This is a genomic window from Streptomyces sp. KL116D (assembly GCF_030766975.1).
GTDB lineage: Bacteria > Actinomycetota > Actinomycetes > Streptomycetales > Streptomycetaceae > Streptomyces > Streptomyces longispororuber_A.
The window spans coordinates 54,185-76,312 of sequence record NZ_JASERH010000040.1; the positions used below are offsets into that span (position 1 = coordinate 54,185).

General features: G+C 72.5%; 17 protein-coding genes and 10 pseudogenes. 14 read left to right on the forward strand and 13 right to left on the reverse strand.

The annotated features are described in order from the left end of the window. Positions 1–256: 256 nt before the first annotated feature. Entirely contained in the window at positions 257–430 is a 174-nt protein-coding gene (locus tag RBJ77_RS16185; RefSeq protein ID WP_372345668.1) for a hypothetical protein, read from the reverse strand. A 92-nt stretch (positions 431–522) separates the two neighbouring features. Between RBJ77_RS16185 and RBJ77_RS16190 the strand changes: the two genes are divergently transcribed. Beyond that, complete coding sequence (locus RBJ77_RS16190; RefSeq protein WP_372345669.1) at positions 523–801, forward strand: hypothetical protein; 279 nt, start codon at positions 523–525, stop codon at positions 799–801. A gap of 111 nt (positions 802–912) precedes the next feature. Here RBJ77_RS16190 and RBJ77_RS16195 read toward each other — a convergent pair whose 3' ends face one another. The 6 genes from RBJ77_RS16195 to RBJ77_RS16220 all read right to left on the reverse strand — a co-directional run bounded on the left by RBJ77_RS16195 (position 913) and on the right by RBJ77_RS16220 (position 3,668). Then, on the reverse strand, positions 913–1,101 hold the full coding sequence (locus RBJ77_RS16195) for a hypothetical protein (RefSeq protein WP_372345670.1): 189 nt from the start codon (positions 1,099–1,101) through the stop codon (positions 913–915). Positions 1,102–1,298: 197 nt separating this feature from the next. Beyond that, positions 1,299–1,541, reverse strand: coding sequence for a LamG-like jellyroll fold domain-containing protein (locus tag RBJ77_RS16200; RefSeq protein ID WP_372345671.1), 243 nt, complete (start codon positions 1,539–1,541; stop codon positions 1,299–1,301). 210 nt (positions 1,542–1,751) lie between these two features. Beyond that, a complete protein-coding gene (locus RBJ77_RS16205) occupies positions 1,752–2,474 on the reverse strand; it encodes a hypothetical protein (RefSeq protein ID WP_372345672.1) in 723 nt (240 codons plus the stop codon). Then, positions 2,450–2,671 (reverse strand): hypothetical protein, encoded by a 222-nt coding sequence (locus RBJ77_RS16210; RefSeq protein WP_372345673.1) that lies wholly within the window; start codon positions 2,669–2,671, stop codon positions 2,450–2,452. Before RBJ77_RS16210 ends, RBJ77_RS16205 begins: the two co-directional genes overlap by 25 nt. Positions 2,672–2,719: 48 nt before the next feature. After that, positions 2,720–3,313, reverse strand: a complete 594-nt coding sequence (locus RBJ77_RS16215) for a beta-L-arabinofuranosidase domain-containing protein (protein ID WP_372345674.1) — start codon at positions 3,311–3,313, stop codon at positions 2,720–2,722. Positions 3,314–3,341: 28 nt separating this feature from the next. Continuing rightward, complete coding sequence (locus tag RBJ77_RS16220; RefSeq protein ID WP_372345675.1) at positions 3,342–3,668, reverse strand: beta-L-arabinofuranosidase domain-containing protein; 327 nt, start codon at positions 3,666–3,668, stop codon at positions 3,342–3,344. 530 nt (positions 3,669–4,198) lie between these two features. Between RBJ77_RS16220 and RBJ77_RS16225 the strand changes: the two genes are divergently transcribed. The 10 genes and pseudogenes from RBJ77_RS16225 to RBJ77_RS16270 all read left to right on the forward strand — a co-directional run bounded on the left by RBJ77_RS16225 (position 4,199) and on the right by RBJ77_RS16270 (position 10,321). Further along, positions 4,199–4,321 (forward strand): hypothetical protein, encoded by a 123-nt coding sequence (locus RBJ77_RS16225; protein WP_372345676.1) that lies wholly within the window; start codon positions 4,199–4,201, stop codon positions 4,319–4,321. 115 nt (positions 4,322–4,436) lie between these two features. Continuing rightward, positions 4,437–4,682: a hypothetical protein gene (locus tag RBJ77_RS16230; protein WP_372345677.1), complete on the forward strand. Its 246-nt coding sequence runs from the start codon at positions 4,437–4,439 to the stop codon at positions 4,680–4,682. A gap of 411 nt (positions 4,683–5,093) precedes the next feature. Then, entirely contained in the window at positions 5,094–5,408 is a 315-nt protein-coding gene (locus RBJ77_RS16235) for a hypothetical protein (protein WP_372345678.1), read from the forward strand. A 333-nt stretch (positions 5,409–5,741) separates the two neighbouring features. Next, positions 5,742–5,930: a hypothetical protein gene (locus RBJ77_RS16240; RefSeq protein ID WP_372345679.1), complete on the forward strand. Its 189-nt coding sequence runs from the start codon at positions 5,742–5,744 to the stop codon at positions 5,928–5,930. Between the two features lie 737 nt (positions 5,931–6,667). Further along, complete coding sequence (locus RBJ77_RS16245) at positions 6,668–7,126, forward strand: hypothetical protein (protein WP_372345680.1); 459 nt, start codon at positions 6,668–6,670, stop codon at positions 7,124–7,126. Between the two features lie 583 nt (positions 7,127–7,709). Continuing rightward, positions 7,710–8,015 carry an alpha-L-rhamnosidase N-terminal domain-containing protein gene (locus tag RBJ77_RS16250; RefSeq protein WP_372345681.1) on the forward strand — a complete coding sequence of 102 codons (306 nt, stop codon included), beginning with the start codon at positions 7,710–7,712 and terminating at the stop codon, positions 8,013–8,015. A 109-nt stretch (positions 8,016–8,124) separates the two neighbouring features. Further along, a pseudogene (locus RBJ77_RS16255) lies at positions 8,125–8,742 on the forward strand (alpha-L-rhamnosidase N-terminal domain-containing protein); the annotation flags it as partial. Between the two features lie 169 nt (positions 8,743–8,911). Next, positions 8,912–9,562, forward strand: coding sequence for a hypothetical protein (locus RBJ77_RS16260; protein WP_372345766.1), 651 nt, complete (start codon positions 8,912–8,914; stop codon positions 9,560–9,562). After that, positions 9,552–10,187, forward strand: coding sequence for an alpha-L-rhamnosidase C-terminal domain-containing protein (locus RBJ77_RS16265; RefSeq protein ID WP_372345682.1), 636 nt, complete (start codon positions 9,552–9,554; stop codon positions 10,185–10,187). Before RBJ77_RS16260 ends, RBJ77_RS16265 begins: the two co-directional genes overlap by 11 nt. Then, positions 10,160–10,321, forward strand: a complete 162-nt coding sequence (locus tag RBJ77_RS16270) for a hypothetical protein (protein ID WP_372345683.1) — start codon at positions 10,160–10,162, stop codon at positions 10,319–10,321. The genes RBJ77_RS16265 and RBJ77_RS16270 overlap by 28 nt, the downstream gene beginning before the upstream one ends. A 358-nt stretch (positions 10,322–10,679) precedes the next feature. On the opposite strand, the pseudogene RBJ77_RS16275 reads toward RBJ77_RS16270, so the two are convergent. From RBJ77_RS16275 to RBJ77_RS16300, 6 pseudogenes are all read right to left on the reverse strand, one after another. Further along, a pseudogene (locus RBJ77_RS16275) lies at positions 10,680–11,731 on the reverse strand (LacI family DNA-binding transcriptional regulator). Then, positions 11,724–12,044: pseudogene (locus tag RBJ77_RS16280) on the reverse strand (L-rhamnose mutarotase). The pseudogenes RBJ77_RS16275 and RBJ77_RS16280 overlap by 8 nt, the downstream one beginning before the upstream one ends. A 16-nt stretch (positions 12,045–12,060) precedes the next feature. Then, a pseudogene (gene rhaS / locus RBJ77_RS16285) lies at positions 12,061–13,143 on the reverse strand (rhamnose ABC transporter substrate-binding protein). A 48-nt stretch (positions 13,144–13,191) separates the two neighbouring features. Then, a pseudogene (locus RBJ77_RS16290) lies at positions 13,192–14,186 on the reverse strand (ABC transporter permease). A 50-nt stretch (positions 14,187–14,236) separates the two neighbouring features. Continuing rightward, a pseudogene (locus RBJ77_RS16295) lies at positions 14,237–15,262 on the reverse strand (ABC transporter permease). Positions 15,263–15,348: 86 nt separating this feature from the next. Further along, positions 15,349–16,862, reverse strand: a pseudogene (locus RBJ77_RS16300) (sugar ABC transporter ATP-binding protein). A 383-nt stretch (positions 16,863–17,245) separates the two neighbouring features. Here RBJ77_RS16300 and rhaI point away from each other — a divergent pair. From rhaI to RBJ77_RS16315, 3 pseudogenes are all read left to right on the forward strand, one after another. Next, positions 17,246–18,419 (forward strand): annotated as a pseudogene (gene rhaI, locus RBJ77_RS16305) (L-rhamnose isomerase). 52 nt (positions 18,420–18,471) lie between these two features. Then, positions 18,472–20,526 (forward strand): annotated as a pseudogene (locus RBJ77_RS16310) (bifunctional aldolase/short-chain dehydrogenase). A gap of 135 nt (positions 20,527–20,661) precedes the next feature. Then, positions 20,662–22,101: pseudogene (locus RBJ77_RS16315) on the forward strand (rhamnulokinase family protein). Positions 22,102–22,128: the final 27 nt, after the last annotated feature.

Below are 22,128 nucleotides of genomic sequence, written 5' to 3' on the forward strand. Positions count from 1 at the left end.
CTGGTTCGTGCCGTCGAGGAGGCCGAGGTAGCGCGCGGGCGTAGCCCGTCGAGTCGTCGGTGAGGTCGATGCCGCCGAACAGGTCGATCTCGCCAGGCGCCGGCCGGGACCCGCCAACTGCCGTCGCTGATGCGGCCGGTGAGGTCGACGAGGTCGGCCGCGTCGCGCGTCCCGACCGGGCGGGCGGTCGCCGCGGCGGGCGCGGGCGCGCTCTTCGGCGCGTCCGGCCGCGAAGTCTCCCGCGGCGGACGAGTCGTCATAGGTCTGCGTAGAGGGCGGCGCCGTCGGCGCCGGTCACCGTCAGCTCCTCCCACAGGGCGCGCTGGCCGTCGCGGGCGTGCACGCCGACGCCGTGGTGGCCGGATCGTCTGCTCGGTGACGGCGCCCTTGTCCTGCCGTCGAGGGTGACGGAGACGGTCGCGCCGCTCACGGTGACGGCGAGGGTGTGGAACTTGGTCTTGTTGAAGCCGTCGGTGCGGGTGGAGCGGGCGAGCTGGTGACCGTGCCGTCGGCGACGCGGGAGTGGGTGACGACGCCGGTCTGGTCGAACTCGACGCGAGGATGCCGTCGCTCCCGCCGGGCGCGGCGCGCACCAGGAGTCCGGCGGCGAGCACGTCGGGCCTGGCGCTCGCGGTGACGGTGCAGTCGCCCCAGTCGGTGCCCGTGCGCAGCACCGCGGGGCCGGCCAGGACGGCGGCGTCGGCGACGAGCTGTCCGGTGTCGACGCCGACGCCGGCGGTCTCCGACAGGCGTACGGTGGTCGGCCCCTGGACGACGGCGGTGGACCGCCACAGCCCTTGAGCCGCAGGTCGGGGCGCGGTTCGTAGGTCCGGGAGCCGACGGTGCCGCCCTGGGTGACGAAGCATCCGGCGCGTCCGCTCGGGAAGTGGTTGTCGTTGAAGAGCCACACCTTCATGCCGGTCTTCTCGGCGGTCTCCAGGACGTGCCGACGATGTCGAACCAGCCCTCGGTGAAGAAGGCGGGCTGCATCTCCGCGTTGTCGTAGGGGAAGACGACGACTTCGTAGAGGCCCTTGGCCCGCAGGTCCGCCATCTGCGTCGACGAGTTCGGGGTGACGGGGCCGTTCCAGTACCAGTACACGGCGGGCCGGCTGTCGCGGCGCGGGTCGGCGAAGCCGGCCGCGTCGAAGCCGGCGGCGCCGTCGGCGTGGGCGAGCGTGCAGGCAGGCCGCCGGTGAGGGCGGCGGCGGTCAGGGCGGAGAGCGCGACGAAGCCGCGTCTGACAGGGCGGGGTGCGGTGCGGGCATGGCGGGTCCTTCTCCAGGAGGGTCGGGCGGCTCAGGCGCGGACGAGCGCCGCGACGTCGGCGGCGGGCAGCGCCCGGTTGTGGATGCGGAATCCGGCGACGGCGCCGTGCAGGTACGGGTGGCTGGGGTTCTGGGAGCGGCCGAGGCAGTTGCGGGCCGTCGCGCCGAGCAGCAGCGGCGAGGAGACGAAGGCGTCGTTGCGGCCCGCCTCGACGCCGTCGACGTACAGGACGCCGCTGCCGCGTCGCCGACGGTCAGCGCGACGTGCACCCAACTCCCGGTCGGCAGGGGTGCGTTCGCGTCGACGAAGTCCTCGCCCTCCATCCCGGCGATCTTCAGGGCGGCGCGGGGCCGCCCGGTTCCGGTGCGGACGGCTGAGGAAGAGGTAGGTCGCCTTGTGGTAGCCGAGGTCGAAGACGCGGGCCGAGTTGGTCTGCGTCGACGCGGACCCAGGCGCTGACGGTGAGTTCGGTGAGTCCGGTGATCAGGCCGGGCGGCAGCGCGACGTGGCCGCCGGTGCCGCCGAGGGCGACCGCCGCGGTGCGTCCGCCGCGGCCCGTGGTCCAGCCGGCGCCGCCGGAGAGCAGTCCGTCGGGTGGCTTCGCGCCGTCGGCGACCGCGGTGCCGGCGCCCTCGGCGAGGAGGTAGCGGGCGGTCTCGCGGGGGCGCCCCGGCCGTGGCGGCGTCGCGAAGTAGACGTTGTAGTGCTGGTGGTGGATCTGCGTGGAAGCGGCCGCAGGGAGATCTCGGTGCCGTCGGCCTGCACCGCGGTGAACTCGGTTCTGCCGGGGCGACTTGCCGTACGGAGTCGCGGTCGAGGGTGGGGATCGTGGGTGACGTGACGGTGCCGTACGCCCCGGCGAGGACCAGCGGCCCGTGGGTGAGGGCCCGCACGTGCGGGTTGTCGGGGGCGGGTCGCCGCGACCGGGGTGCGGGGGAAGGTGAGCTCGACGGTGTCGCCGGCGGACCAGTGCCGGTCGAGGGTCAGGTACGTGCCCGGCGCGGCGTCGGACGTGTCGACGGCGCGCCCGCTGACCGTCACTCGCGGCGGCCGGGGCCGGTCGGCGTCGGCGAGCCAGCCGGGGACGCGCACCTTGAGCCGGAAGCGGGCTGCGCTCGCGGGTGACGGTGATCCGCACCGGGGCGTCCGTGTCCGGCCCGCCACCGGTCTGACGCGCAGCGTCACGCCAGTGTCCCGCCACCGCACTTCGACGGGATGAACAGGCTGACGTACAGGGCGGCGGCGCGTCCCGCCCCCGTCGACCTGAAGTAGACGGTGCCGGCGAACTTGCGTGGGCTCCAGCCGGTGCCGTGGTCGCAGGAGAAGTTGTCGTAGTCGCTGCTGCAGCTGCCGGGCGCGGAGCCGAGCCCGCCCCTTGGGCTGCCGCTGCGATCCGGGCCCACAGGCCGGTGTAGTACGTGACGTAGCCGTGCGCGGAGTCGGGGTCCTGCTCACCGAGCAGTTGGCTGTAGCAGGGCCCATTCGTGGTGGTCCATGTACGCGGCCCGGTCCGGGTCGTGCAGGAAGAGGCGGCGGCCGAGCTTGAGCATGTTGTAGGTGTTGCGGTTCTCGCAGGTGTCCTCGAGAGCCGGCTGACGATCTCGCCGGGCGGCCCGAAGAACTCCTGGCTGGAGTTGCCGCCGATGACGTACGAGTGGTCGTGGACAACGATGTCCCAGAAGTGCGCGGCGATCGACCGGTAGCGCTCCTCGCCCGTGGCGTCGTACAGCCGGGCGGCGCCCACGATCTTGGCGATCTCGCGTTCGCGTGGTGCCCGTCGAGTTCGTCGCGTCCGTCGGCCAGCGGCCCGAAGAGGTCCTCCTGGTCGAAGCGGCGCGCGTGCGCAGCGCGGTCGCGTCGCCGGTGGTCAGGTGCAGGGCGGCGAGCACCTCGTTCATGCCGCCCCACTCCACGCGCAGGACGTTGCGCACCTGGGTGGCGTCCAGTGGGGCCATGCGTGCCTCGACCCAGCCGGCCATTCCCGTGAGGACGTCGAGGGCCTGGGCGTTCCCGGACAGCCGGTACTGGTCGAGGAGTCCGGCCATGATCTTGTGGATCGTGTAGTAGGGCGCCTCAGGGCTTGCCGCCCGCCTCCAGGTCGGCGAAGACCTTCTCGGGGAAGGCGGACAGGTATCCGGCCGTGAACCCGGCGGCGGGCGCGGCACGTTGGCACTCGGCGAGCGCGGCCACGAGGTGGCGGGCCTTGGCGGCGTACGCGTCGTCGCCCGTGTTGGCGTGGGCGAACGCGAGGCCCGACAGGAGGTGCCCGGTGGTGTGTCCGCGCAGTTGACGTCCGGCGCCTCCCAGCCGCCGCAGGGTTCGGCGGCGGAGGGCAGGCCTGGGCGTTCGTCCGAAGTGTGCAGGAGCCGGTCGGGGTCGACGGCCTTCAAGCAGGCGCACGTGCGGCGCATGCTGGCGCGAACGGGCCGTCCAGGAGGGTCACGCCGGACAGGTCGAACTCGGCGAGCGCGGGTCCGATGGCCCGGGCGTAGCCGGGCGAGCCGGGCGATCCGGACGGTCCGGTGGCGGCCGCACCCGCCGGCCGGGCGCGAGCCCCAGCACGACACCGGCCGCCACCCCCGTTCCCGCGACGAAGTGGCGTCTCGTCAGCTCCGGTCCGCATGCGGCGGCTCCTTTGCGCGTCCGTACGACAGGGAGGGTGCGGTGCGGCGGGCGCACCCGGCGGGTGGCCAACAGGGCGACGACCAGCAGCACTTGAATCGTTTCGCTCCGCACCGTCGGCAACTCTGCGCGAGGCCGCACCGCCTGTCAATCCACTTGCACAGGTGCGCTTGGTGCACACCTCTTGCCAGCAGTCACGGCTGCACGTAGGTTCCTCCACCCCACATTGAATCGTTTGAAACCGTTCAACCGCCGCATGACCAGGAACGAGGAGAGTCGCGAGCCTGCGCCGTCGGACCGTGCTGAGAATGGGCGCCCTGGCCGGGGCGGCGACGGCGCTGCCGTGGACCGGGACGGTGCCCGCCGTCGCGGACGCCTCCGGCCCGGCGCCCGTCCGCGCGCCGTCACCCGCGCCCGCCGTGCGCCCCTGAGTTCCGCTGGTGGTGGCCCGACGCGCTGGTCGACACCGGCGAGATCGCCCGGGAGATCCGGCAGATCGCAGCGGCCGGCTTCGGCGGTGTGGAGATCGCGGCCGTCACCCACAGCATGGACGAGCAGCTCGACACGGTCCGGTACGGCTGGGGCACCCCGCCTGGCGGGCGGCCGTGGAGGCGGCAGCTGCGCGAGGCGAAGAAGCGCGACGTGGTGGTGGACCTGACGATCGGCCCCGCCTGGCCGGCCGCGGTGCCGTCGATCACACCGGACAGCCGGGCCGCGTCGCAGGAACTCGCCCACGGCATCGCCGTGTTGACGTCCGAGCGGCGTACGACGGGCCGGTTCCGGCCGCCGTGAGTGAGGCCGGGACGGGGTCACGGACCAGCGGCTGCTGCTCGTGCAGGCCGCGCGGGTGTCGGCGGGCAGCACGCCGACGGCGGTGCTCGGTCCGGCTCGACCGGGACATTACGGTCACCGACGTCACCGGCCGGGTGAGCGGCGGACGGCTCGCTCTGGACCGCGCCCGACGACGGGGCGACCTGGCTGCTCGTCGCGTACTGGGAGCGCGGCTCGGGCCAGCGGCCGGAGGGCCGCGACCACACCTACTCCCCTCGCCTACGTCGTCGACCACTTCAGCGACGCGGGCACCCGCGCGGTCACCGACTTCTGGGAGCGGCAGCATCCTCACCCGTCGATCCGGGGCCTGCTCAAGAGACGGGCGGCACGCTCTTCGAGGACCCATCGAGATCGGTGACCTGACGCGACGCTGTGGACACCGGCGCCGCCCGCCGAGTTCGAGCGCGCCGCATGGGCTACCGCTGCTCCCCACCTGGCGACGTCCGCCGAGAAGAAGGAGAAGTACGCCTCAGCTTCGAGTCGTCGCTCGACAAGGCGGTCCGGCGCGACGTGATGGAGGTCGTCACCGAGCCGTACGTGGAGCACCACCTGCGGCCGCTGCAGAAGTGGCGCACACTGCTGGGCCTGAAGCTGCGGATCCAGCCGTACGGCCTGAGACCGACGCCGTCTACAAGTCGGCGCTGCTCGACGTCACGGAGGGCGAGTCCCTCGGGTTCAAGAACCTGACGACTTCCGCTGCCTGGCGGGCGGCCGCGACATGGGCGGCCGCCCGCTGGTGTCGAACGAGGCGGCGCGGCACGGCCGGCGGCGCGCCTACTCGACCACGTGGACCGACACTCTGAAGAAGCTGGTCACGCAGTACGCGGCCGGGGTCAACCAGGCCGTCTTCACGGCTTCGCGTACGCGACGCGCCGGCGCCCAGTGGCCCGGGCCGCCGCGTTCTCACCGTACAAGGGGGCCGCCGGGTACGGCGAGGCGTGGGGCCGCGCCAGCCGCTGTGGCGGCACACGCCGCAGGTCGCGGGGTTCCTGGCCCGCGCAGCAGGTGCTGCGGACCGGCGTGAACCGGGTCGACGTCGGGATCATGCGGCAGAAGGGCTACGCGGGGTCCGGGCTCGGCGCGCCCTGGTTCAACACCAGCGACGGCGTCCCCGTCGGCTGGACGCACACCTTCTCAGCCCCCGACCGCTCGGCCTGCCCTCGCGGTCAGTCCGCGACGGGCGCCTGGCCCCGGACGGGCCCGCGCTGAAGGCGCTGGTCGTCGACGGCGACATCACGATCGGCCGGGAGCACACGCTCCAACTCGACGTCAGCCGAGAAGCTGTTGTACGCGCGGGCGGGTCTGCCCGTCATCGTCATCGGCGACTGGTCCGACGTGCGCACGTCCCGGCCTCGCCCGCCCGGGCGACAACGACCGGCTGCGCGCACTCATGGCCCAGCTCCAGGCGTTGGAGACCGTTCATACAGTCGCCGACCGTCCCGACGTCCCGGAGGCCATCGCCGCGCTCGGCCTCACCCGTGACGTCGAGTACGCGCAGGCATCGATGCTGCTGCACGCCCACCGCGTGGCCGACGACGCCGACCACTGCTTCTTCGCCAACGCGACGCGGTCAGCAAGAAGCGGGTTCGGCCGGGACCCGCATCACGCGCACGACGTGACGCTCACCGCGCACGTGAAGGGCGCGATCCCGTACCGCCTCGACCCGTGGACGGGCGACGTCACCCGGTCGCCCGGTGCACGCGCACCGCCGACGGCCGGTTCCGCCTCACCGTCGACCTGCAGCCGGGCGCGGTCACCGTCATCGTCTGGCCCGGCCGTCCGCCGCCGCGCCGAAGCGGCGCACGCCGTCGCCACGCAGGCCGACGACATCCGGGTCCGCGAGGGCGGTCACCTGGAGATCAGGGCGTCGGCCGCAGGCACCTGCACGACGACCCTCGACGACGGCAGGACGGTCGCCACGACGGTCGGCGCGGGATGCCCTCCCCGTGCCGCTCACCGCGTGGACGCTGACCGTGGACGACTGGCGGCCGGGCGCGAGCGCCACCGAAACCGCCCACGAACAGCGCGAGTCGACGCTCGACGCGCTGGCGCCCTGGACGCGGCCGCCCGGCCGCGGAGGACGTCTCCGGCATCGGCCGCTTCTACCGCACCACGGTCCGCCTGGGCGACGACTGGGACCCGGCACGGCACGGCGCGCTGCTCGAACTGGGCGGCGTCTTCGATCACGTTCACCGTGCGCGTCGACGGCCACGACCGCCGCCCGTCGACCAGCTCACCCGCGTGCCGCCGACCTCGGCGCCCGGCTGCGGCCCGGCACCCACACCATCGAGATCGAGGTGGCGACGACGCTGCTCAACCGGCTCCGGGTCGCCCGCCCCGACGTGTTCGGCGGCGCCAAGCGGCAGGACTACGGACTGACCGGCCCCGTCCGCCTCGTGCCGTAGCGCGCGCGCGATCGTGCGCGCCTGACCCCCGCTCCACCGACCAGCACCGAACCGCACCGGACCGCACCGAACCTGCACGTCACAGAGCACCTTCACCGTCGAGGGGAAACCTGACAGATGAGCAGCGACATCCGCCGCAGGACCGTGCTCGCCGCGACCGCGGGCGCCGTGCCCGTCGTGGCCGCCGCCGGCACGTTCGCGAGCGCCGCCCGCCCAGGCCGCACCGCAGGCCGGCGGCGGCGCCGTCACCGGTCTGACCGTCGAACACCGCACCGATCCACTGGGCACCGACGCGGCCCGCCCCGCTTCGGCTGGCGCATCGGCGCGGGACCGGGGCCTCACCCAGGGCGCGTACCGGATCCTCGTGGCGTCCGCGCCGCCGCGTGACTCACCGCGGCGCGCGCCGACGTGTGGGACAGCGGGCGCGTGGCGTCGGCCGACTCCGTGGCCGTGGCGTACGACGGGCCCCGACTGCGGCCGTCCGTACGGTACTTCTGGTCGGTGGCCGTCTGGGACGGCAAGGGCGCCCGGTCGGCACCGCGTCCCCGCGTGGTTCGAGACGGCGCTGCTGAGCTCCGACGGGGTGACCGGCTGGGACGGCGCGCAGTGGATCGGCATGCGGGGCAAGGCGCCGAGCTCGGCGGGCGCGCCGCTGCTGCGCGCCGAGGCCGCCCTCACCCGGGGCAAGGCGGTGCGCGAGGCCCGGCTGTACGTGTCGGCGCTCGGCGTCTACGTCGCGTACCTCAACGGCGAGCGCGTCACCGTCCCGCAGGACGGCGGCCGCACGGCGGAGCTGCTCACGCCGGGCTGGACCAGCTACGACATGACCGTGAACTACATGACGCGTACGACGTCACGGACCTGGTCGCGGGCGGCGGGCGGGCGGTGACGCTCGCGGCGGTCCTCGGCAACGGCTGGTACAACGGCCGGGTCTCCGACGGCAGCACCTACTACGCGAAGGACGGCAATCCGCTCTCGCCCTCAAGGCCAAGCTGCTGATCCGGTACGCCGACGGATCGACGCAGACGCTCGTCACCGAGCCGGGCGCCGGCTGGCGGGCCACCGACACGGGCCCGTACCGCGCGGACGACATCTACGACGGCGAGACGTACGACGCGCGCCGGGAGATCGACGGCTGGACGGCGAACGGCTTCGACGCCCAGGGCTGGGCGGGCGTCGAACAGGTCGGCTACGCGGGGAAGTTCCCCGACGCGAAGCTCGTCGCCTACCCGGGCGAGACCGCGCGCCTGATGGCGAAGTGGGACCGCCGCCCGCAGTCGGTCACCGTCTACGGCGAGGTCACCGGAGCGTCGTCCGGCGCCAACGGCAGGGGCCGGATCGTGCCCGACCCGGCCCGCTCGACCACGAGAGAGCCGGGCCCGGTGACCCTGCGCCCCGGCGACACCGCCGTCTTCGACCTCGGCCAGAACATGGTGGGCGTCCCCCGCTACACGCTGCACGGCCCCGCGGGTCGCCCAGGTCGTCGTGCGGTTCGGCGAGATGCTCAACGACGACAGCGCGGGCGCGGACGGCCCGGTCGGCTCCCTGTACCGGGCCAACCTCCGCGCAGCGCCAAGGCCACCAGCACGTACACGCTCAAGGGCGCGAAGGACGGCGAGACCCATCAGGACGCGCTGACCTCCTACGGCTTCCGGTACGTCTCGGTGGAGGTGACGACGCCCGGCGCCGAGAGTCACCGTCTCCGGCCTCACCGGCCGGGTCGGCACGTCCGCGATCCGCGACATCGGCGACGTCACCACCGACAACGATGCCGTCAGCCAGCTGATCAGCAACGTCCGTTGGGGCCAGCGCGGCAACTACCTGTGGGTGCCGACGGACTGCCCGCAGCGCGACGAGCGGCTCGGCTGGACCGGCGACACCCAGGTCTTCTCGAGCACCGGCCTCTACAACGCGGACGCCGTGCCGTTCCTCAGCCACTTCGAGGACATCCTCGTCGAGTCGCAGCGGATCTACGGGGTGGACGGCGCCCAGTTCACCGCCGTGGCGCCCGGCAACCGGTACAACGCGGCGGCGCCGTGCAGCGGTTGGGCCGACTGCGGGGTGATCGTGCCGTGGACGGTCTGGCAGATGAGCGGCGACTCGACGATCGTCGACCGCAGCTGGGACGCGATGGTCCGGTACATCGACTGGATCGAGCGGAAGGGCGGGGACACGTACGCGGGGCGGGGCGCGATCTTCGCCGACTGGCTGGCGTTCCAGAACACCGGCACCCAGCTGATGAGCGACGTCTACTACGCGTACAGCGTGCGGCTGATGGCGCAGATGGCGCGCGCCACCGGGCGGGACGCCGAGGGCAAGGCGTACGACGAGCTGCTCGGCAACATCCGGCGGGCGTTCATGGCGAAGTACGTGGAGGTCGACGGCGACCGGATCACCGTCAGGTCGAGCATCGCGGAAGCCGCCGATGGGCGGTGACCCCGAGGACGACAGCCAGTCGGCGCTGCTGTGGGTGCTCAAGCTCGGCTTCACGACACGCAGGCCCAACGCCGTTCACTGGTCGGCCTGTTGGCGGACAACATCGGCAACGACGCGGCGTACAGGCCGCCCACCGGACAGCGCCCGGGTCCAGTACGCGGAGAACACCCTCTCCGTCGGGTTCCTCGGCGTGAACGTGCTCGCGCCCGTCCTCACCGACGAGGGCCGCGCCGACCTGGCGTACGCGCTGCTGCATCAGAACGCGATGCCGTCCTGGCTGTACTCGGTGGAGAACGGCGCGACGACGGTGTGGGAGCGCTGGAACTCGTACTCGAAGGAGGACGGGTTCGGGCCGGTCGAGATGAACTCCTTCAACCACTACTCGTACGGCGCGATCATGGAGTGGATGTACGCGTACATGGCGGGCATCGCCCGGGATCCCGAGCACCCCGGCTTCCGCCGCTTCCGGCTGCAACCGCACGTCGACCCGACGGGCGGCATCACGAAGGTGTCCGCCCGGCACCTGTCCCCGTACGGCGAGATCACCAGCGGATGGTCGCTGGGCAAGGACGGCACGCTGACGTACGAGGTGCGGTCGTGCCCGCCGGCACCGAGGCGACGCTGACCCTGCCGGCGGTGTCGGCGAACGCGGTGCGCGAGGGCCGGACGCCGCTCGCCGCCGTGGACGGGGTGCGCCTCGAAGGCTCTCGCGGACGGACGGGCGACGCACCGCGGCGGCGGCGGGGCGGTACCGGGTGACGAGCACCGTGCGCTGACGCGCCGGGAGACAGCGGCGAGGGGCGGGCCGCCACGGTCCGCCTCCTCGGCACGTGCGCCTCCGCGACGGGGTGAGATGCCGCGCGCTACCGGGCGTGCGCGAGCGCCCGGTCGAGGGCGTGGTCGGCGGCCTCCTCCCAGCCGGGCGCCGCGGTCAGCAGATGCGGCGGTCCGGGAACTCTCGAGGGCACAGGCCGAACTCGCCTCACCGGGCCCATCGGACCGTCGACTCCATCACCCGGTCCTGGGGTTTCGTCCGGCCCGCCCACGTCGCGCGCCGGTTCCGCCAGGCCTCGGCGGTACGCCCACCGGGTCAGTGGCGACGACTGGCGCGAGCGTCTCATCTCTGACTCCCTGCTCGGCGCACCCCACCGCCGGCTCGACCGCGCACCACCAACTCCGGCCGCAGCACGACGTGTTGATGGCGGTGCGTGACGCCCGCTCCCCGTCTCCTGAGCAGCAGGTCCGCGGCGATGGTGCCGAGGGTGAGGGCCGGCTGGCGGACCGAGGTGAGGGGGACGGCGGCGGCCGCCGCGAACTCGATGTCGTCGTAGCCGACGATCGACATGTCGTCGGCACCCGTATCCCGGCCGTGTAGAGGGCCTGGAGGACGCCGAGGGCGAGCAGGTCGTTGGCGCAGAAGACGGCCGTGGGCCGGTCGGCGAGGCCGAGGAGGCGGGCGCCGCGTCGCGCCGGCCGCCACGTCCAGGCGCTCGGTGGGCAGTTCGCGCAGCAGCGTGGCGGGCAGGCCCGCCTCGGCGAGCGCCTTCAGGGCGCCCTCCTGCGGTCCGCACCTGCCGCAGGTGGGGCGGGCCGCTGACGAAGGCCAGCGAGCGGTGCCCGCCGGTGAGGAGGGCGGCGGATCGCCAGGGCGCCGCCCGACACGTCGTCGACCGCCACCGAGCACCCCTCCTCGTCACCGGCGACCCGGTCCACGACGACGTACGGAATGCCGTGGCGCCGGAAGTCGCGCAGCGTCGCCCCGCTCGGGTCGGCGGGGTGATCAGGGCGCCCCGCACCCGCTGTTCGGCGAAGAGGGAGAGGTACTCGGCCTCCTCGGCCGGGTTCTGGGCGCTGTTGCAGACCATGACGCCGAGCCCGGCGTCGCGCGCGGCGCGCTCGGCGCCGCGCGCGATGTCGACGAAGAACGGTTGCCCATGTCGAGGACGAGCAGCGCCATGATCCGGCTGTGCCCGGCCCGCGGTTGCCGTGCGCGTACTCGCTGCGGACGTAGCCGAGCCGGGCGATGACCTGCCGGACGTGGTGACGCGGTGGCCTCGGAGACGCGGTGCGGCTGGTTGAGGACGCGTTGGAGACGGTGCCCACGGAGACTCCCGCGACGCGCCACGTCCTGATGCCGACCGTCGAGCGCCCGCCGGTTCGCTCACGCAAGGTGGAAGACCTCGGTGAGCGGCCGCATCGCGGCAGTCCGGCGCCTGCCCGTCCAGCGCCTCGAAGAACGCGCCCATCTCGGCCTGCCAGCGGGCGTTCACCTCGGTGGCGTCCATCGCGGCGCGCGCCGCGTCGAAGTCCTCCGTCTCCAGATAGCCGACGAGCAGTCCGTCGTCCCGCAGGAAGAGGGAGTAGCTGTGCCAGCCGGTGGCGGTCAGGGCCTCCGCATCTCCTGCCACACGTCCGCGTGGCGGGCCCGGTACTCCTCGATCCGGTCGGCCTTGACCTTGAGCAGAAGGCAGACGCGCTGCATCAACACCCTTGGGCGATCAGAACTTGAACTGGTCGATGTTCTGCTTGTCGAAGACGGTCGGCTTGCCGAGGGAGACGACGCCGTCCTTCTCGATGGTGAACTCGCCCAGGTCGCCGGCCTTGAAGGTCTCGCCCTCCTTGCCGGAGAGATCTGGCCGGACTCCAGGGCGACGGCGGTGTGCGCGGCGAGGGCGCCCAGCTTGGCCGGGTCCCACAGCTCGAACGCCTCGACGGCGCCGTTCTTCACGTAGGCCCGCATGTCGTTGGCGGTGCCGAGGCCGGTCAGCTTGACCTTGCCCTTGTACTTGGAGCCCGACAGGTACTGGGCGGCGGCCTTGATGCCGACCGTGGTCGGGGAGATGATCCCCTTCTCAGCTTCGGGTGCTCCTGGAGGAGGCCCTGGGTCTGCTGGAACGACTTCTGGCGTCGTCGTCGCCGTAGGCGGTCTTGACCAGCTTGATGTCCTTGTACTCTGGGCTTCTTCAGCTCGTCCTTCATGTAGTCGATCCACGTGTTCTGGTTGGTGGCCGTCTGGGCCGCCGAGAGGATCGCTATCTCGCCCTGCCGCCGATCTGCTTCGCGATCTGCTGCACCTGGGTGCGCCGAGGTCCTCGGCGCTGGCCTGTGAGACGAAGACGTTGCGGCAGTCGGCCTTGGTGTCGGAGTCGTAGGTGACGCGCTGACGCCGTTCTTCATGGCCTGCTTGAGCGCGGTGCACAGGGCGCCCGGTCCGCGCGGACACGGCGATGCCGTCGACCTGCTGCTGGGTGAGGGTGTTGACGTAGGAGACCTGTCCTGAGGTGTCGGTGCCGCTGCTGGTGCCGACCTCCTTGTACGTCGAGCCGAGCTCCTCAGGCGCCTTCTCTGCCGCCGTTGTCGGAGGTGGTGAAGTACGGGTTGTTGACCTGCTTGGGCAGGAAGGCGACCGTGAGGCCCTTCTTGGTGGCGGCGTTCGGGTCGGCCTTGCCCGCGCGGCGGCGGACTTGGCGTCCTCCTTGTTGGCGTCGTCCTGGGTCGATGCCGCCGCAGGCGGTGGCGCCGACGACGAGGGCGGTGGTGACGGCGAGGGCCGCGGTCAGCCGGCGGGTACGGGCGGTCACGAGACATGGCAGTTCTTACGGGTGGGTGGGCGGGGCGGGTGAGGGAGTTCAGGAAGCGGTGGTGGTCGGCACCGGTGGCGGTGGCACGGCCGCGCTCTTCTTGCGGGCCCTGGCCTGGGCGATCTGCCGGCCGACGCGCGGCGCGAGGACGGAGATCACGAGCAGCACGCCGGTGACGAGGATCTGCGACTGGGCGGAGACGTTGACGAGGCTCATCACGTTCTGCAGCGTGCCGAGCAGGAACACACCGGCGATCGCGCCGCCGAGGTGCCCTTGCCGCCGTCGAAGTCGATGCCGCCGAGCAGCACGGCCGCGATGACGGAGAGTTCGAGGCCGGTGGCGTTGTCGTAGCGGGCGCTGGCGTAGTGCAGGGCCCAGAAGACGCCGGTGAGCGCGGACAGCAGGCCGGTCGTCACGAACATCGACAGCCTGAGCCGCTTGACGCGGACGCCGGAGAACCGGGCGGCCTCTCGCTGGCGCCGATCGCGAACAGCGAGCGGCCGAGCCGGGTGGCGTGCAGCACGACCACGGCGACGGCGAGCAGGATCACGAAGCAGCGCCGCGTAGGGGACGAAGGTGTCGCCGAACCGGCCGGCCCCGAAGTCCAGGTACTGGGAGGGGAAGCCGGTGACGGAGTCGGAGCCGAGGACGATCTGCGCGATGCCGCGGTAGGCGGCCATGGTGCCGATGGTGACGGCGAGGAGGGCAGGCCGAGCCGGGTCACGAGGAGGCCGTTGACGAGACCGCAGACGAGGCCGAGGAGGAGACAGATCGGGATGATCGTCTCGATGGCGTGCCGTTGTTCCACAGGGCGCCCATGACGGCGCCGGACGGGCCGGCCGTGGAGCCCACGGACAGGTCGACTCGCCGGAGACGACGAGCATCGTCATCGGCAGCGCGATGAGCGCGATCGGCAGGGTGTCGCCGATCAGGAACGACAGGTTCAGGGCGTTGCCGAAGTTGTCGACGAACGAGAACGAGCAGAGCAGCAGCACGATCAGCAGCGCGCCGACGGCGGTGTCCCAGCGGACCGCGCTCCTCAGCGATTCGGCCCTGCGGGATTCGGCCTTGGGGGAACCGGCCTCGACGGTCGTCAGGCATGGCGGGCGCTCCTCATCTGTGCGGCCTGCTTGCGCAGCACTGCGGCGACCCGCAGGGCCAGGATCCGGTCGACGGCGATGGCGAGCAGCAGCAGGATCCCGTTGATGGCGGTGACCCAGACGGAGCTGACGCCGATGGCGGCAGCACGCTGTTGATGGAGGTCAGCAGCAGCGCGCCGAGCGCGGCGCCGCAGACGGTGCCGGAGCCGCCGGTGAAGGCGACGCCACCGACCACGACGGCGCTGACGACGGTGAGTTCGTAGCCGTTTCGCCGGTGGCCGAGTCGACGTTGCCGAAGCGGGCCAGGTATAGGGCGCCGGCGAGTCCGGCGAGCGCGCCGCACAGCACGTAGGCGGTCATGATGCGCTTGCGGACCGGGACGCCCGCGAGGTTGGCGGCTCGGGGCTGGAGCCGAGCGCGTACATGTCGCGGCCGCTGCGGTAGCTGCGCAGGTAGTAGCCGACGCAGAGCAGGACGGCGACGGCGAGCAGCGCCAGGTAGGACGACCCAGAGGCCGTCGTGACCGAAGTCGACGAAGCCGTCGGGCGGAGTCGGCGGCGACGATCTGGTCCGAGCCGACCCAGATGGAGTCGATGCCGCGCACCACGTACAGGGTGCCGAGGGTGACGACGAGGGCGGGCACCTTGCCGAGGCTGACGAGCGCGCCGTTCAGCACGCCGAAGACGGCGCCGACGGCGACCGCGTAGAGCACGGCGAGCACCGAACTGCCGCCGCCCTGGAGGTAGTCGCCCGCGGCGAAGGCGGAGATGCCGAGGACGGAGCCGACCGACAGGTCGACGTTGCGGGTGATGACGACGACGGCCTGGCCGGTGGCGACGAGGGCCAGGATGGTGGCGTTCAGGAGGAGGTCCTTGACGCCCTGCTCGGACAGGAACTCGGTGTTGGACAGCTCGGTGGCGAGCAGCATCACCACGAGCACGCCGGCCACGGCGAGCTCGCGCACCTTGAACACCTTAGTCGAGCAGCCGCCGGCCGGCGGTGGGCTCGGGGACCGTGATCCTCGTGCACGGGTCGGGCGGTCACAGCCATGGAACCCTCGTTTCGGTGCGGGTGTTCAGGGGCGCGGGTCGGTGTCCGTCACGCATCACGCCACCTCGCCCGTGGCCGCGGCCATCACGGACTCCTCGGTCACCTCGGAGCGGGGCAGCTCCGCCGTCACCCGTCCCTCGTGCATGACGAGGACCCGGTCGGCCATGCCGAGGATCTCCGGCAGGTCGGACGAGATCATCAGGACGGCGACCTTCGGCGGCCAGCGACGACAGCAACCGGTGCACCTCCGCCTTCGTCCCGACGTCGATGCCGCGCGTCGGCTCGTCGACGATGAGGACCTGCGGGCCCGTGGCGAGCCACTTGGCGAGCACGACCTTCTGCTGGTTGCCGCCGGACAGCGTGCCGACGACGTCGGCACAGCCGCGCGTACTTCACCTGGAGCTTCACGGACCAGTCGAGGGAGCGACTGCGCTCGGCCCTGCGGTTCATGAGTCCGGCGCGGGAGGTGTCGGCGAGCGGTCGAGGCCGATGTTCCGCTCGATGGACATGTCCATCACCAGGCCCTGGGCGCGCCGGTCCTCCGGCACGAGGGCCAGGCCCGCGTGCATCGCGAGGCTCGGCGCGCCGGGCTTCAGCTTCCGGCCGAGCACCTCGACCTCACCGCCGTCGAGACCGGTCGACCCCGAACACGGCCCGGGCGACCTCGCTGCGGCCCGCGCCCACGAGTCCGGCGAGGCCGACGATCTCGCCGCGCCGCACCTCGAAGGAGACGTCGGTGAAGACGCCTTCGCGGGTCAGCCTCCGTACGCTGAGGGCGACTTCACCGATCTCGGCGGCCTGTTTGGGGTAGAGCTCGTCGAGGTCGCGGCCGACCATGCGGCGCACGAGGTCGTCCTCGGTCAGTCCGTCGAGCGGCTCGCTGGCGACCCAGGCGCCGTCGCGCAGCGTGGTGACGCGCTGGCACAGCCCGAAGATCTCCTCCAGTCGGTGCGAGATGAACAGGACGGCGGCGCCCTGCTCGCGCAGCGTCGTGACGACGCCGAAGAGGCGGGCCACCTCGCTGCCGGTCAGCGCGGCGGTCGGCTCGTCCATGATGAGGACGCGGGCGTCGAAGGAGAGCGCCTTGGCGATCTCGACGAGCTGCTGGTCGGCGATGGACAGGCCGCGGGCCGGCTGGTCCGGGTCGAGGTCGACGCCGAGCCGCGCGAACAGGGCGGCCGTGGCCTCCTTGACCGCGCGGTGGTCGACGCGGCCGAGCGAGCGGCGGGGCTGGCGGCCCATGAAGATGTTCTCGGCGATCGACAGGTCGGGGAAGAGCGTCGGCTCCTGGTAGATGACGGCGACGCCCGCGTCCCTGGCGTCGGCGGGGCCGTGGAACTCCACCGGCGCGCCGTCGAGGAGGACCGTCCCGGTGTCCGGCCGGTGCACCCCGGCGAGGGCCTTGATCAGGGTCGACTTGCCCGCGCCGTTCTCGCCGGCGAGAGCGTGCGCCTCGCCCGCGCGCTACAGCCGCAGGGACACTCCGCGCAGGGCGCGCACGGCACCGAAGGACTTGCTCACCCCCTCCAGCGCGAGCACCGGAGTCGTCTCCGGTTCTGGATGCGTCATTGCATGTCTCCGTGAGTGTGCGGGGGTGGGCGGGGGCCGTGCGATACGCACAAATGCCGCTGCGGACACCAGATGGATCATCCGGCGTGAAATGTTTCAGTGAAGTTGCCCGGAAGCTAGCCCTGCCGCTCGGGGAGGTCAAGGGGCCGGAGTGGGCCCGATCCACCGAGGTGCGCCGGTTTGCGCGGTTCGCTCTGTATCGATTCCTCACGTGAACTGCGAGGGAAGGAGCGGAAAGTGGGGCCTGGAGCAGGCAACAGCACGATTGCGTAACGCAGTCGCCCCCTGTCGGACCCTTGACTGCCCGATCGCCCGGGGTTAACTTCCCCAGCGAAGTGAATCGATTCACGCACGACTCGCGCACGACGCATTCAGAGGTGGACATGCCTGACATCGCTGCCGTGAAGGCCGCACTCGCCGACCAGCGGATCGAGACGCGCCGTCCTGGGGCTACGGCAACTCCGGCACCCGGTTCAAGGTGTTCGCCCAGGCCGGCGTGCCGCGCACGCGGGAGAAGCTGGACGACGCGGCGAAGGTGCACGAGTTCACCGGCATCGCCCCGAAGGTGGCCCTCTGCACATTCCGTGGGACCGGCTCGACGCCTCCGAGCAGCTATGCGGACCTCGGCGCGTACGCCAGGAGCGCGGCCTGGAGCTCGGCGCCATCAACTCCAACACCTTCCAGGACGACGACTACAAGCTCGGCAGCGTCTGTCACCCGGACCCGAAGGTGCGCCGCAAGGCCGTCGAGCACCTCTTCGAATGCGTCGACATCATGGACGCCACGGGGTCGAAGGACCTCAAGCTGTGTTCGCCGACGGCACGAACTACCCCGGCCAGGACGACATCGTGGCCCGCCAGGACCGGCGCGCCGAGTCCCTCGCCACGGTCTACGAGCGGCTCGGCGACGACCAGCGGCTGCTCCTGGAGTACAAGTTCTTCGAGCCCGCCTTCTACTCGACGGACGTGCCGGACTGGGGCACCTCGTACCTGCAGTGCATGAAGCTGGGCGACAAGGCGCAGGTCGTGGTGGACACCGGGCACCACGCCCCGGGCACCAACATCGAGTTCATCGTGGCGCTGCTGCTGCGCGAGGGGAAGCTCGGCGGCTTCGACTTCAACTCCCGCTTCTACGCGGACGACGACCTGATGGTGGGCGCCGCCGACCCGTTCCAGCTGTTCCGGATCCTGCACGAGGTCGCCAAGAACGGCGGCTTCGCGCCGAGACGAACGTGGCGTTCATGCTCGACCAGTGCCACAACATCGAGGCGAAGATCCGGCCGTCATCCGCTCCGTGATGAACGTGCAGGAGGCCACCGCGAAGGCGCTGCTCGTCGACCGCGAGGCGCTGGCCGCCGCGCGAGGCGGCGGGCGACGTGCTCACCGCGAACGCCGTGGTGATGGACGCCTACAACACGGACGTGCGGCCGCTGCTGGCCGAGTGGCGCGAGGAGCGGGGCTCGCGGCCGACCCGGTCGCGGCGTACGCGGCGTCGGGGTGGCGGGAGCGGATCGTGGCCGAGCGGGTGGGCGGGGAGCAGGCCGGCTGGGGTGCCTGAGCCCCTTCCGTCCTCCCTCCGCCGCCAACTCCCCCGACACAGAGGAACTTTCATGGCCAAGCATCCTGAGGTCGCCGCGCTGATCGAGCGCTCGAACGGCTCGGCGCCGACCCCCGCAACACCAACTACGCCGGCGGCAACACCTCCGCCAAGGGCGCCGCGACCGACCCGGTCACCGGCGGCGACGTCGAGCTGATGTGGGTGAAGGGCTCCGGCGGCGACCTCGGCACGCTGACGGAGGCCGGGCTCGCCGTGCTGCGGCTGGACCGGCTGCGCGCGCTCACCGACGTCTACCCGGGCCTGGAGCGCGAGGACGAGATGGTCGCCGCGTTCGACTACTGCCTGCACGGCAAGGGCGGCGCCGCGCCGTCCATCGACACGGCCATGCACGGCCTGGTGGACGCCGCGCACGTCGACCACCTGCACCCCGACTCGGGGATCGCCCTCGCCTGCGCCGCCGACGGGGAGAAGCTGACCGCCGAGTGCTTCGGCGAGCAGGTCGTGTGGGTGCCGTGGCGCCGCCCCGGCTTCCAGCTGCCTGGACATCGCCGCGATCAAGGCCGCGCGACCCGGCGGCGGTCGGCTGCGTCCTGGGCGGCCACGGCATCACCGCGTGGGGCGACACCGCCGAGGAGTGCGAGCGCAACAGCCTCTTCATCATCCGCACGGCCGAGACGTTCCTCGCCGAGCACGCGGCAGGGCCGAGCCGTTCGGCCCGGTCGTCGAGGGGTACGCGCCCTGGGCGAGGCCGAGCGCCGCGACCGCGCGGCCCGACTGGCGCCGCTGGTACGGGGGTTGGCGTCCGCCGACCGGCCGCAGGTCGGCCACTTCACCGACTCCGACGTCGTCCTCGACTTCCTGGCCCGCGCCGAGCACCCGCGCCTGGCCGCGCTCGGCACGTCCCGCCGGACCACTTCCTGCGCACGAAGGTCCGCCCGCTCGTCCTCGACCTGCCGCCCACGGCCGAACTCGACGCCGTCGAGGCCCGGTTGAAGGAGCTGCACGCCGCCTACCGCGAGGAGTACGCGGCGTACTACGACCGGCACGCGGGCTCCGACTCCCCCGCGATGCGCGGCGCCGACCGGCGATCGCGCTCGTCGGGCGTCGGCATGTTCTCGTTCGGCAAGGACAAGCAGACGGCAGTACGCGTGGCGGGCAGGGTTCTACGTCAACGCGATCAACGTGATGCGCGGCGCGGAGGCCGTCTCCACGTATGCGCCGATCGAGGAGTCGGAGCAGTTCCGCATCGAGTACTGGTGTCCCTGGAGGAGGCCAAGCTCCAGCGGATGCCGAAGCCGAAGCCGCTCGCCACCCGGGTGGCGCTGGTGACGGGCGCGGGCAGCGGCATCGGCAAGCGCCATCGCCCACCGCCTCGTCGCGGAGGGCGCGTGCGTCGTCGTCGCCGACCTGTGAACGCGGAGAACGCCGCGGCCGTCGCCGAGGACCTGCGGCGGCCCCGACAAGGCCGTCGCGGTGCCGGGCTCGACGTCACGTCGGAGGAGCAGATCGCGGCGGCGTTCCAGGCCGCCGCGCTCGCCTCTCGGCGGTGTCGACCTGGTCGTCAGCTGCGCGGGCATCTCCATCTCGAAGCCGCTTCTGGAGCACCACGGCCAGGGACTGGGACTCTCAGCACGACATCGCGGCGCGCGGCTCCTTCCTCGTCTCCCGCGAGGCGGCGGGTGATGCGGGCGCAGGCCATGGGCGCTGACGATCGTCGTTCACCGCGTCGAAGAACGCGGTGTTCGCCGGCCCCAACTGCGTCGCCTACTCCGCGACCAAGGCCGACCAGGCCACAAGTACGCCTGCTGGCGGCCGAGTTGGGCGCCGACGGCGGCATCCGCGTCAACGGCGTGAACCCGGACGGGGTGGTGCCCGGCGCTCGGGCATCTTCGCGGGCGGCTGGGGGCGCAGCGCGCGCGGCGTACGGCATCGAGGAGGAGAAGCTCGGCGAGTTCTACGCCCAGCGGACCCTGCTCAAGCGCGAGGTGCTCCCGAGCATGTCGCCAACGCCGTGTTCGCCCTGACCGGCGGCACGACCTCGCGCACGCACACGACGGGCCTGCACGTCCCGGTGGACGCGGGCGTGGCGGCGGCGTTCCTGCGCTGACGCGGCGGGGCCGCATCCCCGTGCGGCCGCACCGCGAGCGCGACCAGCCACAGCCAGGCACAACGAACGAGCACCCGCCGACGAACGAGCAACGGCCCACGGCGAGGAGGCACCCGGCCGACCGAGGACCCATCCATGCCCACCACGTACGCCGCCGTCGACCTGGGCGCCTCCAGCGGCCGGGTCATGACGGCCCACGTCACCCCGGCCGCGCTGACCACTCACGGAGTGCCACCGCTTCCCGAACGAGACCCGTCCGCACCCCCGACGGCCTCCACTGGGACGTCCTCTCGCCCTGTACAGCGTCTGGACGGCCTGCGCAAGGCGGGCCAGGTCGCTCGGTCGGCATCGACAGCTGGGCCGTCGACCACACGGCCTCCTCGACGCGGACGGCGTCTCACTCCTCGGCAACCCGTACCACTACCGCAGACGCGCCGACCACGTCGCCGAGCAGGTCTGGGCCACCCTCCCGCAGGGCGAGCTGTACGCGGCCACCGGCATCCAGTACGCCCCGTTCAACACCCTCTACCAGCTGGCGGCGGCCGCGGCACGGCCAACTCGCCGCGGCGCAGAGCCTGTTAGCTCATCCCCGACCTGCTCACCTACTGGCTGACGGGACAGCGCGGCACCGAACTGACCAACGCCTCCACCACCCAGCTCATCGACCCGGGCACCGGCGACTGGGCCCGGGACGTCGCGGCACGCGCCGGCATCGACCTGACGCTCTTCCCGCCGCTGCGCCGCCCCGGCGACCCGGCCGGTGAACTGCTTCCGCACGTCCTCGACGAGACGGGGCTCACCGGTCCGGTCCCGGTGACGACGGTCGCCTCGCACGACACCGCGTCCGCCGTCGCCGCGGTCCCCGCCACCGAGGCGAACTTCGCGTACATCTGCACCGGCACCTGGTCCCTCGCGGGTCTCGAACTCGACGCCCCGGTCCGCTCGGCGGAGAGCCGCGCGGCGAACTTCACGAACGAGCTCGGCATCGACGGCACCGTCCGCTACCTGCGCAACATCATGGGCCTCTGGCTGCTCCAGGAGTGCCAACGAGCGTGGGGGGAGCCGGACGTGACCGCCCTGCTCGCCGGAGCGGCGGCGGCGCGGCCGCTGCGCAGCGTCGTCGACGCGGGCGACAGCGGTTTCCTTGCCCCCGGCGGCATGCCGGACCGGATCGCCGCCGCCTGCCGCGCCACCGGCCAGCCGGAGCCCCGCACCCGCGCCGAGACGACCCGCTGCATCCTGGACTCGCTCGCCCTCGCCCACCGCCGGGCGATCGCCGACGCGGCGCGCCTCGCGGACCGTCCGGTCGACGTCGTGCACATCGTCGGCGGCGGCGCGCGCAACGCCCTGCTGTGCCAGCTCACCGCGGACGCCTGCGGACTGCCGGTGGTGGCGGGCCCCGCGGAGGCCGCCGCGCTGGGCAACGTGCTCGTGCAGGCCCGTGCCGACGGCGTCGTGGGCGACCGGCGGGCGATGCGCCAACTGGTCGCCGGCACCCAGCCGTTGACGCGCTACGAGCCGCGCGGCGACGCGTCGGCCTGGTCGGCCGCGGCCGATCGTGCCGCCACCCCGTGACCAGGACCGTCGTACGACGTACCCTGC